Origin of the sequence: Aeromonas sp. 601039 (assembly GCF_049174415.1) — a bacterium.
Taxonomy (GTDB): domain Bacteria; phylum Pseudomonadota; class Gammaproteobacteria; order Enterobacterales; family Aeromonadaceae; genus Aeromonas; species Aeromonas veronii_A.
Genome location: NZ_JAAKTL010000019.1, coordinates 67,507 through 80,753, shown reverse-complemented (window position 1 = coordinate 80,753; position 13,247 = coordinate 67,507). Strand labels below are relative to the sequence as shown.

General features: G+C 59.2%; 13 protein-coding genes. 3 read left to right on the top strand and 10 right to left on the bottom strand.

The features are described 5' to 3' along the window. Positions 1-129: 129 nt before the first annotated feature. The 4 genes from accC to acs all read right to left on the bottom strand — a co-directional run bounded on the left by accC (position 130) and on the right by acs (position 4,665). Positions 130-1,470, bottom strand: a complete 1,341-nt coding sequence (accC, locus tag G5195_RS15600; protein WP_216951972.1) for an acetyl-CoA carboxylase biotin carboxylase subunit — start codon at positions 1,468-1,470, stop codon at positions 130-132. A 15-nt stretch (positions 1,471-1,485) separates the two neighbouring features. Continuing rightward, a complete protein-coding gene (gene accB, locus G5195_RS15595) occupies positions 1,486-1,944 on the bottom strand; it encodes an acetyl-CoA carboxylase biotin carboxyl carrier protein (protein ID WP_421222390.1) in 459 nt (152 codons plus the stop codon). Positions 1,945-1,980: 36 nt separating this feature from the next. Continuing rightward, a complete protein-coding gene (gene aroQ / locus G5195_RS15590; protein ID WP_005338907.1) occupies positions 1,981-2,430 on the bottom strand; it encodes a type II 3-dehydroquinate dehydratase in 450 nt (149 codons plus the stop codon). A 288-nt stretch (positions 2,431-2,718) separates the two neighbouring features. Further along, positions 2,719-4,665 (bottom strand): acetate--CoA ligase, encoded by a 1,947-nt coding sequence (gene acs / locus G5195_RS15585; protein WP_421222388.1) that lies wholly within the window; start codon positions 4,663-4,665, stop codon positions 2,719-2,721. A gap of 169 nt (positions 4,666-4,834) precedes the next feature. On the opposite strand from acs, the gene G5195_RS15580 reads away from it, so the two are divergent. Both G5195_RS15580 and G5195_RS15575 read left to right on the top strand, forming a co-directional pair. Further along, on the top strand, positions 4,835-5,113 hold the full coding sequence (locus G5195_RS15580; protein WP_216951969.1) for a hypothetical protein: 279 nt from the start codon (positions 4,835-4,837) through the stop codon (positions 5,111-5,113). 277 nt (positions 5,114-5,390) lie between these two features. After that, positions 5,391-5,624: a hypothetical protein gene (locus tag G5195_RS15575; RefSeq protein ID WP_216951968.1), complete on the top strand. Its 234-nt coding sequence runs from the start codon at positions 5,391-5,393 to the stop codon at positions 5,622-5,624. Here the strand turns inward: G5195_RS15575 and G5195_RS15570 are convergent. The 6 genes from G5195_RS15570 to torC all read right to left on the bottom strand — a co-directional run bounded on the left by G5195_RS15570 (position 5,614) and on the right by torC (position 12,367). Then, positions 5,614-6,237, bottom strand: coding sequence for a MipA/OmpV family protein (locus tag G5195_RS15570; protein WP_216951967.1), 624 nt, complete (start codon positions 6,235-6,237; stop codon positions 5,614-5,616). The genes G5195_RS15575 and G5195_RS15570 overlap by 11 nt on opposite strands. Beyond that, positions 6,227-7,366, bottom strand: a complete 1,140-nt coding sequence (locus G5195_RS15565; protein ID WP_421222387.1) for a hypothetical protein — start codon at positions 7,364-7,366, stop codon at positions 6,227-6,229. The genes G5195_RS15570 and G5195_RS15565 overlap by 11 nt, the downstream gene beginning before the upstream one ends. Before the next feature lie 170 nt (positions 7,367-7,536). After that, a complete protein-coding gene (locus G5195_RS15560; protein WP_216951965.1) occupies positions 7,537-7,905 on the bottom strand; it encodes a hypothetical protein in 369 nt (122 codons plus the stop codon). Between the two features lie 7 nt (positions 7,906-7,912). Then, complete coding sequence (gene torD / locus G5195_RS15555; RefSeq protein ID WP_201905699.1) at positions 7,913-8,581, bottom strand: molecular chaperone TorD; 669 nt, start codon at positions 8,579-8,581, stop codon at positions 7,913-7,915. 99 nt (positions 8,582-8,680) lie between these two features. After that, positions 8,681-11,173, bottom strand: coding sequence for a trimethylamine-N-oxide reductase TorA (torA, locus tag G5195_RS15550; RefSeq protein WP_421236281.1), 2,493 nt, complete (start codon positions 11,171-11,173; stop codon positions 8,681-8,683). Positions 11,174-11,200: 27 nt separating this feature from the next. Then, a complete protein-coding gene (gene torC, locus G5195_RS15545; RefSeq protein ID WP_005343495.1) occupies positions 11,201-12,367 on the bottom strand; it encodes a pentaheme c-type cytochrome TorC in 1,167 nt (388 codons plus the stop codon). Between the two features lie 145 nt (positions 12,368-12,512). On the opposite strand from torC, the gene torR reads away from it, so the two are divergent. After that, the gene (gene torR / locus G5195_RS15540) at positions 12,513-13,226 is read left to right on the top strand and encodes a two-component system response regulator TorR (RefSeq protein ID WP_139740023.1); all 714 of its coding nucleotides are present in this window, start codon (positions 12,513-12,515) and stop codon (positions 13,224-13,226) included. Positions 13,227-13,247 lie beyond the last annotated feature (21 nt).

Genomic DNA, 13,247 nt, shown 5'->3' with positions numbered 1-13,247 from the left:
CCGATGCGGTACATAGGGGGTTCTGAGTAGAGAAATGCTAGTTGAAAATGTGTAAACCTATTTCAGGACTAGACAGAGGCTCCTTGCGGAGCAGACTTCCACCGGAAGTCCGGTCACTATCAGCGATCCTTACAGACCCAACTTCTTGTGCAGGTAGTGGATATTGGTGCCACCGTGCTGGAAGTTTTCGTCTTTCATGATCTCTTTTTGCAGCGGTACGTTGGTCTTGATCCCTTCCACCACCAGCTCGTCCAGCGCATGACGCATGCGGGCGATAGCAATGTCACGATTCTCGCCGTAGCAGATCAGCTTGCCGATCATCGAATCGTAGTGGGGCGGTACCTTGTAACCGGCATAGATGTGGGAGTCCCAACGCACGCCCAGTCCACCCGGCGCGTGGAAGCGCTGCACCAGACCCGGAGAGGGCATGAAGGTGGCCGGATCTTCGGCGTTGATCCGGCACTCGATGGCATGGCCACGGATGCGGATATCCTGCTGGGTGATCGACAGGGGCTGACCGGCGGCGATGCGCAGCTGCTCCTTGATCAGATCGATACCGGTGACCATCTCGGTGACCGGGTGCTCAACCTGGATACGGGTGTTCATTTCAATGAAATAGAACTCGCCGTTCTCGTACAGGAACTCGAAAGTACCCGCACCGCGGTAGCCGATCTCGATACAGGCGCGCACACAGCGCTCGCCGATGAACTTGCGCATTTCGGCGGTGATGCCGGGCGCCGGCGCCTCTTCCACCACTTTCTGGTGGCGACGCTGCATGGAGCAGTCACGCTCGCCCAGATAGAGGGCGTTGCCCTGGCCGTCTGCCAACACCTGAATTTCGATGTGGCGCGGGTTTTCCAGGTACTTCTCCATGTAAACCATGTCGTTCTTGAAGAACTGGCCTGCTTCGGATTTGGTTAGGGCAATGGCGGAGGCTAGCTCGGCCTCGCTGCGTACCACGCGCATGCCACGACCACCGCCGCCACCGGCAGCCTTGATGATCACCGGATAGCCGATGCGCTTGGCAATAGCGGCATTGCGCTTGGTGTCGTTGTCCACCGGACCGTCAGAGCCCGGTACACACGGTACGCCTGCCTTCTTCATCGCTTCGATGGCGGAGACTTTGTCACCCATCAGGCGGATGGTCTCGGCGCGCGGGCCGATGAAGATGAAGCCGGATTTTTCGACCACTTCGGCAAAATCGGCGTTCTCGGAAAGGAAGCCGTAACCCGGGTGGATGGCCACGGCACCGGTCACCTCGGCGGCGGCGATGATGGCCGGAACGTTGAGGTAGGAGTCGGTACTGGCTGGTTTGCCGATACAGATGGATTCGTCGGCCAGCAGCACATGTTTGAGCTCCCGGTCGGCGGTGGAGTGAACGGCCACTGTCTTGATCCCGAGCTCTTTGCAGGCGCGCAGGATCCGCAGGGCAATTTCACCGCGGTTGGCGATGACTACTTTGTCCAACATGGGTGGCGATTTCCCTTATTCGATGATGAACAGCGGCTCGTCAAATTCGACGGCCTGACCATTTTCAACCAGGATCGCTTTGATCACACCGGCCTTGTCAGACTCGATTTGGTTCATCATTTTCATGGCTTCGACGATGCACAGGGTATCGCCGACATTGACTTGCTGACCCACTTCCACGAACGGCTTGGCTTCCGGGCTGGAGGAGCGGTAGAAGGAGCCAACCATCGGGGAGCGCATCAGGTGACCGCTCGGGGCGGCATCTGCGGCCGGTGCGGCGGCAACCGGGGCGGCAGCGGCAGGTGCGGCAACCGGAGCGGCTTGCTGCATCATCATCTGCGGCATGGCGGTGGTCACCTGACCGGAGAAGTTGCGGCTGATGCGAACGGACTCTTCACCTTCGGAGATCTCCAGTTCGGCGATGCCGGACTCTTCAACCAGTTCAATCAGCTTCTTGATTTTGCGGATATCCATTAGCATTCTCTTTCTTCTTTATCTGATCAGTGATTATCAAGCCGCGCGCAGATGGTGCACGGCCGCGGTTAAAGCGAATTGGTAGCCATCGGCTCCCAGACCACAAATGACCCCTTTTGCGACATCAGACAGATAGGAGTGATGACGGAACGGCTCCCTGGCATGGACGTTTGACAGGTGAACCTCGATAAAAGGGATGGCGACACCCAGCAGCGCATCGCGAATGGCGACGCTGGTGTGGGTGAAGGCGGCTGGATTGATGATGATAAAATCCACCTGGCCCATGGCCTGATGGATGCGGCCGACCAACTCATGTTCGGCGTTGGATTGCAGATGTTCCAGAGTGACACCGAGTTCGCTGGCGTTAAGCTTCAGATCGGCGACGATCTCATCAAGCGTCTTGCTGCCGTAGATACCCGGTTCCCGTTTGCCCAGCAGATTCAGGTTTGGTCCGTTGAGCAGGAGAATGCGGTGATTTTGCGACATATTGAGTACATCCTCGATGATAATGCTGCTATCTATCAGCTATCTTGTGGACTACCAGAAATCTAGCCATTTTCTGCGCAAATCGGTGTGCCCTGGCACACAGATTTCGCAATTATATTGATTTCGTGAAAATTAGCAGCATTTTACTGGTCTAATCTCTACATCTGGCTATTTATTGCACATTTTGGTCGGCAAGGCTCCGTAGCTACCGGCTTGCTGTTTGCTGGCGGATAAGAAACGACAAAGCCGGCACAGGGCCGGCTTTGTTGAGCAACAAACGAAGCGGGATCAGGCTGCTTCCGACTTCTCGCGGATGAGTTTGTCTACTACGCCCGGATCCGCCAAGGTGGAGATATCCCCCAGGCTGTCGGTCTCGCCGGTGGCGATCTTGCGCAGAATTCGCCGCATGATCTTGCCGGAACGGGTCTTCGGCAGCCCCTCCGCCCAGTGAATGACATCCGGCGTGGCGATGGCGCCAATCTCCTTGCGCACCCACTCCTTCACCTCTTTATGCAGCTCGCGGCTTGGCTCTTCCCCGGCGATCAGGGTGACATAGGCATAGATACCCTGACCCTTGATCTCGTGCGGTACACCTACCACCGCAGCTTCGGCGATCTTGGGATGGGCCACCAGCGCCGATTCAATTTCGGCGGTACCCATGCGGTGGCCGGAGACGTTCAGTACATCATCCACCCGCCCGGTGATCCAGTAGTAGCCATCGGCATCGCGACGGGCACCGTCGCCAGTGAAATAGCGGCCGGGGAAGGTGGAGAAGTAGGTCTGCTCGAACCGCTCGTGATCGCCGAACACGGTGCGCATCTGGCCCGGCCAGGAGTCGGTGATCACCAGGTTGCCCTCGGTAGCTCCCTCCAGCGGCTCGCCCATGTTGTCGACCAGCGCCGGTTGCACCCCGAAGAAGGGACGAGTCGCCGAGCCCGGTTTCAGGTCGGTGACGCCGGGCAGCGGCGTAATCAGGATGCCGCCGGTTTCGGTTTGCCACCAGGTATCGACAATGGGGCAGCGCTCGTCACCAATGGTGCGGTAGTACCACTCCCAGGCTTCCGGGTTGATGGGTTCACCCACCGAGCCCATGATGCGCAGGCTCTGGCGTGACGTGCCGGTGACGGCTTCGGTGCCTTTGGCCATCAGGGCGCGGATGGCGGTGGGGGCGGTATAGAGAATAGTGACCTGGTGCTTGTCCACCACCTGACTCATGCGGTTGGTGGCAGGGTAGTTGGGCACCCCTTCGAACATGATGGTGGTGGCACCGTTGGCAAGCGGCCCGTATACCAGATAGGAGTGACCGGTAACCCAGCCCACATCGGCGGTACACCAGTAGATATCCTCTTCGTGGTAGTCGAACACATATTTGAAGGTGAGGGTGGCATAGACCAGATAGCCGCCGGTGGTGTGCAGCACCCCCTTGGGTTTGCCGGTGGAGCCGGAGGTATAGAGGATAAAGAGCGGATCTTCGGCGTTCATCGCCTCGGGCGGGCAGTCGCTGCTGACGGCGGCGGTCGCTTCATGCCACCAGATGTCGCGATGGTTGTGCCAGGCGACATTGCCGCCGGTGCGCTTGAGCACGATCACCTTGTTGACCTGGGTTTCCGGGTTGGTGAGCGCTTCATCCACATTCTTCTTGAGCGGCACCGGACGGCCGCCACGCAGCCCTTCATCGGCGGTGATCACGATGCGCGAGCCGGAGTCGATGATGCGGCCAGCCAGCGCTTCTGGCGAGAAGCCGCCGAATACGATGCTGTGTACTGCGCCGATGCGGGTACAGGCCAGCATGGCGATTGCGGCTTCGGGCACCATCGGCATATAGAGGCAGACCACGTCGCCGCGGTGAACCCCTTGTGCTTTCAATACGTTGGCAAACTTGCACACTTCGCTGTGCAGTTCGCGGTAAGTGAGTTTACGATCTTCGGCAGGGTTGTCCCCTTCCCAGATGATGGCGACCTTGTCGCCACGCTCTGCCAAGTGGCGATCGAGGCAGTTGGCGGAGACGTTGAGCTGGCCATCCTCAAACCATTTGATGGAGACATGGCCCGGATCGTAGGAGGTGTTTTTTACCTTGGTGTAGGGCTTTATCCAGTCGAGGATTTTGCCCTGTTCACCCCAGAAGGTATCGGGATCCTCGACGGAGGCCTGGTACATGGCGGCGTAGTCGCCCTTGTCGAGCAGGGCGCTGTTGCTGATATGGGGTTTGACCGGATAGACCTTGCTCTCGCTCATCACTCACTCCTTTGAATACATACTTTTAATAATTAAGTAACAACTTATACCTTTGGCTGATGGGGGCAATTAGACTTTTGGATAGACAGCAACATTTGGTTACAGGGTAATGGGTGACACTCAGGTGGTGAGTGAGTAAAAAGGAGGACTTTGATGGATGGAGGTAGTTATGTTCTCTCTATTGCTCTGTGCATCCCTCTGGCAGTTTGATGTGCCTGTACTGGCAGACAAGCCCCCCAAAGAGTTTGCGATTACGCATCAGGAGCCGTCACAGACCGTGCGGGATCGGGTTGCCGATCAGCTTGGCAACGCATGGCAGGCAAAAAAACCGGGGGCCAAATTTTCCCTCAGTGAGCCTGGATCCCGTTACTCTGGCGACTCACCGCTCACACGCATGCTCAATGAGCGGGATGATGGTGGTGTTCCCACCCTGACGTTTGGCAGATAGTCATATCTATCGCCAGGGGATTTTCCCCTGCGGCACCAATGACATCATCATCCTTTGATGAACGCAGTCGACCTGACGTTGCGTACCAATAGATAATCCCTTTTTCCCCTGTTAAGGGCTTGTGGGCACAGATGTTCAGCCTGAGTTGCAAGCCCTTGCTACCGTGGTCCTTTTGACATCCCGAGAGAGCGTTATGTCGCTAACAGAGGATGTTTATCATGCGCGATCAGAGCGTTAGTGCTTGAGCTGTGCGGCTTGCTGGCAAAGAGGGCTGACGATGATTGACTCTGTTGTAATGGAATTTGGCAACATGGTTGGCATGTTGCCATTTGGTCAGGAAACCTGGAGTGCGCAGCAACAGGATATCCCCCTGATTGCAGGAAGCAGTTGCATTGTAGAGCCTAATGATGCGATGGGTTTGACTGTCTGTGCGTTTTCATTTGGCTGGACCCAAGATAGGTGGGCGCTGGTAAACGTGGAAGTTGCCTGTGGTGTGAGTGTTACCAGCTGAAGCGATAGCTCAGGGTCAGGTTCACGACGGGTTGCCAATCGCGATCCTTGATGAGCCACTGCTTGGCACCCGCTTCTGCGTCGAGTTGCCACTTTTGCCAAGCCCAACTGTGCTCCAGGGTTAGCCCCCAGTCTCGCCAACCTTCATGAGCATCATAAGCGGCCATGTGTGCCTGACTGCCCCGGGTCAGCCAGAGGTTGAGGGAGAGCCCGGCCGGCAGCGGCAGGCTGTGCTCCATGTACCAGAGCTGGCCATAACGGCCAGTGAGGTCGACGAGCTGGGACAACGTCAATTGATGGTCATCATCCAGCTGCCATCCCAGGCGCCACATAGCACTGAAACGGGTACTATCAACCACTGGCATGGATCCAACTCCCAAGGCGATAAAACTCTTTTCATAGAGAGGTAGTGCCAGCCCGGCACTGCTTCCGTTAGTGAAAAGGAGCCCAACCTGGGTCTCCCGTTCATAACCCCACCAGAGTTGGCTGTGCTGGGTTGCGTTACTACTGGCCTGGTTACTATCCAGTTGCCAGCTGCTGCCCAGTAACAACTCCTTTGCTTGCAATGGTAGCGTCACCAGTATTAGCAGCGACAGCCAATACTTATTTGCCATATAGCCGCGCCCAGTCCCGATCCTGATGCATTCCCATCAGATGACAGATGATGCCGGAGCGCTGGAAAGCATAAATAAGCAGTATGCTGGCGGTGCAGAGCAACATGATAAGGCCAAAACTGTTGGGCAGTATGGTGCCCTGACGGGCGGTCCACCACAGTAGCAAGGGGCCCCACAGGTGCACGAAGATGCTCTTGTGGAAGATGAAGACGGTCAGCGAGTACATGCCGATCCAGTTGAGTGGTCGCCAGCAGAGACGGATATTGTGTTGGTGTAGCCAGAGCACGGTACCGATCACCAGAAACTCCATACCCCAGATCCCGGCTCGGCCGATCATGTCCAGCGCCAGTTCGTGTTCGTTGGCGTAGATGTCGTTGAGCTCGACCGTGCTTGTCTCGCCGAACATGAGATAGATGGCCAGCGCCACCAGCGACAGCGTCAGTACCAGGCGGTTGAGGCGATCTCGCCATTGTGGGCGCTGATGCCAGCACCAGCCATAGAGAAAGCCGAAACAGCCACTGGCCATGAAGAGGTCGAGACGGGCATCCAGCTCATAGTCGGGGTGAACGTGCAGCTTCATCCAGCTGTCGATATGGCCGAGCAGATCCTGTACGCCGAGTTGATCCAGTAGCAGGCTTAGAAGGGTCAGCAGGAGCATGCCGCGGATGCCGAACCAGGCATACACCATGGAGAAGAGCGCCAGCAGGCACATCCAGAGCATGACCGGGTAGAACGAGATGGCCTCGCCGAAGTTGGGGGCGATGACCAACCCTTCGACATAGAGCATCAGTATGATGCTGGCAAACAGGGCCAGCTTGCTGCCCAGCTGCGGCTTGAAGCTGGCCTGATCGCGGCGGCTCAGGTTGAATGCGGCCAAGGCCAGGTAGATCTGGCTGACCCAGGGGATTAACCAGGCTGATGCGTGTGCTGTCAGCTGATCCATGGGGAGCAGGTGTCCCGCCATTGCCTTGTGTGATACATAGAAGCTGTCCCACAAGGCATGTTCCCGATTGAAGAAATCGATGTACCAGTAGTTGAGGTAACCGGTGTAGTGCTCGAAGACGGCCATGAAGATGACAAGCCCGCGCAACAGATCGAGGCCTGTGATGCGCGCATCCTGTGGAGGCATACGATTGCTCCTGTGTAGTGTGGCGAAAGGAGCGGCACTATATAGGCTTTTTTAAAACTGAACGGGAGCTGAATGTAAGCAAATATTACGGGGAGCTGTACCGATGTGCTTGTAATGACTGGGAAGTGCCTGACCTGGCTGTCATGATTTGCAATATTATTGGCTGTTTTTTAGCCTTTCTCTCGACCAAATGCCTGAATACCGCGCACCAGTACCAGCCAGCCGAGCAGATGGAACGGGAGGGCAAGCAGATAGAGCAGCAGGAAGTGCGACTCGCTGCCACTGCTGTTGATGAAGTCGATCCAGGCGGCCAGCAGCGCCAGCATGCCGGCAATCTGGAAGCGGCGGCGCAACACCACCTCGACGCCGAGATTGGCAAGGTAGAGGGTGAGCAGGATGCCGGCAAATCCGGTGAGCTGGGCGGTGCCGTAGAGCTCGCGATCCGGGTTGAACAGCAGCGCAATCAGGGGAGTAATGCCCTGATCCAGCGGGATCAGGGCCAGCAGCCAGCATGCAATCAGAAGCAGGGCTGTCTTCATCGCGGACTCAGTCGGCGGACGGTGCCGGTTTGACCAGAGAGAGGTAGTTGGCATCCATCTTGAGGAAGACCCCCAGCAGACGGGCACTGGCGCCGTAGAAGCCAAACCGGTCGGCGGCGCGACAGGCGCTTTCGAACTTGTCAAACCAGCCCAGCAGATGACCGTGCAGCAGCGCTTCCTGCTCGTCGAGCCAGCGTTCCCGCTCGGCCGCGCTCTTGGCTTCCGCCCCACGGATGATGAGATTGCCCATCAGATCCAGCTCGATTGCCAGATGGTCGGCAGGCTCTTTGTATTTATCGCTGACATTGATACCGAGGCGATCGAGGCGGGCCTGCATCTCGGCCATCGGGGCCTGCATCAGCAGCTTGGCCTCGCCGCGGTAGAGCGATTCGTAGGGCAGGGCGCCCTGTTTGGGATCCACCAGAAACAGGCCGGCGAAGTCGGCGGCCAGTTCCAGCTGGCGATCCGGGCGCACCAGCAGGCGGGCGATGGCATCGTTGAGCTCGGCCACGGCTTCGCGCATCGGATCCAGGGTGGAGAGGCTTTTCAGGAAGCTTCGCACGTCATAGGTGTCATATTCGGCGATCTGCTCATCACTGAGTTCGGCGGCGAACAGGGTGGAGAACCACCAGTAGAGTTCGGCCCGGCGTTCGCTGGTAGCCATAAATTCCTGCATTTTTCCTCCGTGGATGGCAATCGGGAGCCTTGATGGCTCCCGATTCTAACGACTTTAAAAATAAAGGAAACTCAAGGGGGCGCTTTCGTCCCCCCGGGGTCAGAGTGCCGGGAACATGGGGTCGATGCCCTTGGCCGATTCCGGCGCGCCGAAGGCAGTGACGGCAGGTGCCTGCCCGCGGAACTTCTCGATCTCCACCAGCGCGGTATGGGCCGTGGTGGCCTGCGCCAGGCTGGAGGAGCCGATGTCGGCGGTCAGCACGTTGGGATCGCCGTAGGTACAGAGCGTACCCACCTTGCCGCCCTCTTGCGGGCCATACCAGGCACCTTCCTGTATCCGGACTACGCCAGGGGCGTAATCATCGCTCACCACCAGACCAGCCAATACCTGACCGCGACCGTTGAACACCCGCACCAGATCGCCGTCCTTGAGGCCGCGGGATTTGGCATCCTGCGGATTCATATAGACAGGTTCGCGACCCTGCACCGTGTAGGTGGCTCGGTAGTTGTCGGACGAGCAGAGCTGGCTGTGCAGCCGCTTGTCCGGGTGGCAGGATTGCAGGTGCAGCGGGTACTGTTTGCTGCCCGGTCCGCCGTGGGAGCGCTCGTAGGGCTCGATCCAGACCGGATGGCCCGGGCAATCCCCATAGCCGTAGTCGGCGATGGTCTTGGAGTAGATCTCGATAAGGCCAGACGGGGTACCGAGGGGTTCCAGATCCGGCTCCTGACGGAACGACTCGTGGCGCACCCAGGGCTGGCCCGCCGGGAAGGTGACGAAGCCCTCGCCGTGCCAGAACTGGCTGAAACGGGGCAGACGAATGCCGATGCCGCGGCCCTGCAGGCGGGCGTCGTCATAGATGCTCTGGATCCACTCCAGCTTGCTCTTGCCGCCGGTGAACTCGGCCTCGCGACCGAAGCGACGGCAGAGATCGGCGAAGATGTCGTAGTCATCGCGCGCCTCGAACAGCGGCTCTACCACCTTGTACATGGCCAGAATGCCCGCGTTGGAGTGGGAGCCCCACTGCTCGATGTCATCGCGCTCATAGGTGGTGGTGGCGGGCAGCACGATATCGGCGAAGCGGCAGCTGGCCGTCCACTGGTGATCGATGCTGACCACGGTTTCCAGCTTGCGCCAGGCGGCGACCATCTTGTTGCGATCCTGCTGGTGGTGGAACGGGTTGTTGCCGCAGAACACCGCCATCTTCATGTGGGGGTAGGTGATGGTCTGGCCGTTGAAGGCGATCTGCTTGCCCGGATTGAGGATGCAGTCGACGAAACGGGCCACCGGAATGAATTTGGAGTAGCCCTTCCAGTCGCCATCATGGCTCGGCTTGACCCCGGGAATGACTGAGCTGAAACCTGACATGATGGGGCCGCTGGAGGTGATGGTACCCGCCCCGTTGTAGTGCCAGCCAAAGCCGTAACCGCCCCCCGGCAGGCCGATCTGGCCGATTATCGAGGCCAGTACCACCAGCATCCAGGCGTACTGCTCGCCGTGGTGCATGCGCTGCACGCACCAGCCGCCGATAAGCTGGGTGCGGCCGCTGCTCATGGCGCGGGCCAGCTCGCGGATGGTCTCGGCTGGTACGCCACAGATGGCCGCGGCCCACTCGGCATCCTTCACCTGACCGTCGCTGGTACCCAGCAGATAGGGCAGGAACTTGTCAAAACCGGTGGTGTAGTTCTTCAGGAACGCCTCATCGTGGCGCTTCTCGCTGTAGAGGGTGTGGGCGATGCCCAGCATCAGCGGCACGTCGGTTTGCGGATTCAGGGTCACCTGATCGCAATTGAGGTACTTCTGGGTCTTGGATTTGACCGGATCGACACTGATCACCCGGATCTCGCCCTTGGCCACCTTCTCTTTCAGCTGTGCCCAGTAGTCGTAGACGCTGTGATCCGGCACCAGCCAGCCAACCTGCAGGTTCTTGATGGGATCGGAGCCCCAGATAACGATGGTTTTGCTGTGCTCCAGCACCAGCGGCCAGGAGGTCTGCTGTTCATACACCTCCATGGCGCCCGCCACGTGGGGCAGGATCACCTGGGCGGCACCGGTGGAGTAGTCACCGGCCTTGGCCAGATAGGTGCCGTGCAGGTTCATGGCACGCCCCAGCATGGCGCCAGCGGAGTGCAGCTTGCCCACCGACTGCCAGCCGGAGTGGCCGGCATAGAGGGCGCTCGGGCCATAGGTCTTCTGCACCCGCTCCAGCTCGTGATAGAAAAAATCGAGCGCCTGAGACCAGGTGACCCGCACGAAGCGGTTCTGGCCGCGTTCGCGGGTGTCGGACTGGTGCCCCTTGCGCAGCCAGTCCAGCCGCACCATGGGGTAGCGGATGCGGGAGGGGTTGTAGACCACTTCACTCAAGGCCTTGAGCATGTCTGTGGGGTGCTTGTCGTGCTCGAACGGCAGGGTCTCGACCCAGCGGCCATCGACCACCCGGGCACGGAAGGCGCCCCAGTGGGAGCCGGACTGCACCAGCTTGTCGCCAGACTCGGCAGCCATCACGGCGCGACCGAGCAGGGAGGGGCCGATCAGGGCAGAGGCACCGCTGGCCAGCAAGCCACCCAGAAAACCACGACGGGAAATATTGATCATCTTGTTATTCCTCTTTCGAATCCGGACTTAGTGGCTGCCCTGACCACCGGTATCGGCGGCATGGTTTTGCAGGTATTTGAGCAGGGTGCGCTCCTCTTCCTTGCTCAGGCGATAGTAGGCAGACATCGCCTTGAGCCCCGAGATCCAGCCGTTGGCAGTGAAGTGAGCGGGATCCGGCGCTCCGTGGCAGGAGTTGCAGGTGGATTTGTACATTTCGCCGGCGTAATCCCAGATTGGCTTGAGCGAGGACTCAAAGCCCTTGCCATCGACCCAGGCCTGCACCTGAACCTGTTCCCACTTGATATGGGTGGCGCTGTCGGTCTCCTGTTTGAGCACTTTCTCGCTCGCTTTCAGTTCGTCACGGATGGTGGCGACGAAGACCCGCTTGCCCATGTATTCGCTCAGCACCCGGCCCTTGCCATCGCTCTCGCGCCACCCTTCGATGGTCACCTTGAGGCGATCGCCGCTGCGGTCCACCACGTCGATACGGGAGGCGGGCAGCAGTTTGCCGACCGGGTCGGTGCTCTGTTCGCTGGCATAGAGATCTTTTTCACCCAGGTTGTAGAGGGTCTCGGCGGCTGGCGCCTCTTGCGCGTCGTTGACCAGGGTGGCGTAAGTGGCCCGGAAGCCGCCCGCCATGTTGGGCAGTTCGTGGGCGATGCCCTTGTGGCACTCGATGCAGTTCATGTTCTTCGCCGCCGCATCTTTCATCGCCAGCGCAGCCGCCGGGGACTGCTTGGCGTGATCCATGTTGTCGTAGCTGTGGCAGGACTTGCAGGTCTTGGAGTTCTGGCTGCTCATCCGCGCCCACACCTTCTCGGCCAGATGCAGGCGCCTGTCTTCGAACTTCTCCTGGGTGTCGATGCTGTGGCCTATGTACTCCTGATAGAGGTCGTTGGCCGCCTCCATCTTGCGGGCCACCTTGCCGACGAAATCCTTCGGCTGATGACAGTCGGTACAGACCGCCTGTACCCCGGAGGCATTCTTGAAGTGGATGGACTCCTTGTACTCCGGATAGACGGTGTCTTTCATGGAGTGGCAGGAGATACAGAATTCGAGGCTGCTGGTTTTCTCAAAGCCATAGTGCAGGCCGACGGTGCCCGCTAGGGTGACGCCGACGCCCACCAGAAGCAGCGCCAGTACAGACCAGCGGCGGCTGGGGGTGCGCAGGAAGTGCCACAGTTTTTTCATCATGCTCTCTCACATCACTTTTTTGATGGGAGCCATGATAGGGAGGCGTTGTGAACAGGGCTGCCGCCACAAATTAATGAAATAGGGGTATTTATGACAAAATGTGAATAGAATAATCCTCCCTTGTCGACCATCGTGAACCCTGCCCATGAGCTACCACATTCTGGTTGTTGAAGATGATGCGGTTACCCGCGAGAAGCTGACCGGCTATTTCGAGCGGGAGGGCTATCGGGTGACGGCGGTCGAAAATGGCCAGGAGATGCGCGCCGTGCTGGCGGAGCAGACGGTCGATCTGGTGATGCTGGATATCAACCTGCCGGGAGAAGATGGTCTGCTGCTGACCCGTGAACTGCGGGCGCGCAGCACGGTGGGGATCATTCTGGTCACAGGCCGCAGCGATGCGGTGGACCGGATTGTCGGCCTCGAGATGGGGGCCGACGACTATGTCACCAAGCCGTTCGAGCTGCGGGAGTTGCTGGTGCGGGTCAAGAATCTGCTGTGGCGGATCTCGCTGGCGGCCGCCGCGTCGAGCGAGCCTGCGGTGGCTGACGATGCGGTGCGCTTCGGCCCCTGGCGGTTTGACATCCCCCGTCGCCAGCTCAGCAAGGACGGAGTGCCGGTGCGCCTGACCAAGGCCGAATATGAAGTGCTGGTGGCCTTTGTCGCCCATGCCGGGCGGGTGCTCAGTCGGGAGCGGATCCTGACCCTTATCAGCCATCGCGGCGATGGCCCGAGCGATCGCACCATAGATGTGTTGATCCGGCGGCTGCGCGGCAAGATGGAAGCGGATCCGCGGGATCCCCAGCTGTTTGTCACCGTCCATGGTGAAGGCTATCTGTTTGCCGGCGAGATAGCCTCCTGACTCCGTTGCGGTGGCCCTGGC

Coding starts and splice junctions, on each gene's coding strand:
- accC (WP_216951972.1), bottom strand. CDS start 1,470: ATGTTGGACAAAGTAGTCATCGCCAACCGCGGTGAAATTGCCCTGCGG.
- accB (WP_421222390.1), bottom strand. CDS start 1,944: ATGGATATCCGCAAAATCAAGAAGCTGATTGAACTGGTTGAAGAGTCC.
- aroQ (WP_005338907.1), bottom strand. CDS start 2,430: ATGTCGCAAAATCACCGCATTCTCCTGCTCAACGGACCAAACCTGAAT.
- acs (WP_421222388.1), bottom strand. CDS start 4,665: ATGAGCGAGAGCAAGGTCTATCCGGTCAAACCCCATATCAGCAACAGC.
- G5195_RS15580 (WP_216951969.1), top strand. CDS start 4,835: ATGTTCTCTCTATTGCTCTGTGCATCCCTCTGGCAGTTTGATGTGCCT.
- G5195_RS15575 (WP_216951968.1), top strand. CDS start 5,391: ATGATTGACTCTGTTGTAATGGAATTTGGCAACATGGTTGGCATGTTG.
- G5195_RS15570 (WP_216951967.1), bottom strand. CDS start 6,237: ATGGCAAATAAGTATTGGCTGTCGCTGCTAATACTGGTGACGCTACCA.
- G5195_RS15565 (WP_421222387.1), bottom strand. CDS start 7,366: ATGCCTCCACAGGATGCGCGCATCACAGGCCTCGATCTGTTGCGCGGG.
- G5195_RS15560 (WP_216951965.1), bottom strand. CDS start 7,905: ATGAAGACAGCCCTGCTTCTGATTGCATGCTGGCTGCTGGCCCTGATC.
- torD (WP_201905699.1), bottom strand. CDS start 8,581: ATGCAGGAATTTATGGCTACCAGCGAACGCCGGGCCGAACTCTACTGG.
- torA (WP_421236281.1), bottom strand. CDS start 11,173: ATGATCAATATTTCCCGTCGTGGTTTTCTGGGTGGCTTGCTGGCCAGC.
- torC (WP_005343495.1), bottom strand. CDS start 12,367: ATGATGAAAAAACTGTGGCACTTCCTGCGCACCCCCAGCCGCCGCTGG.
- torR (WP_139740023.1), top strand. CDS start 12,513: ATGAGCTACCACATTCTGGTTGTTGAAGATGATGCGGTTACCCGCGAG.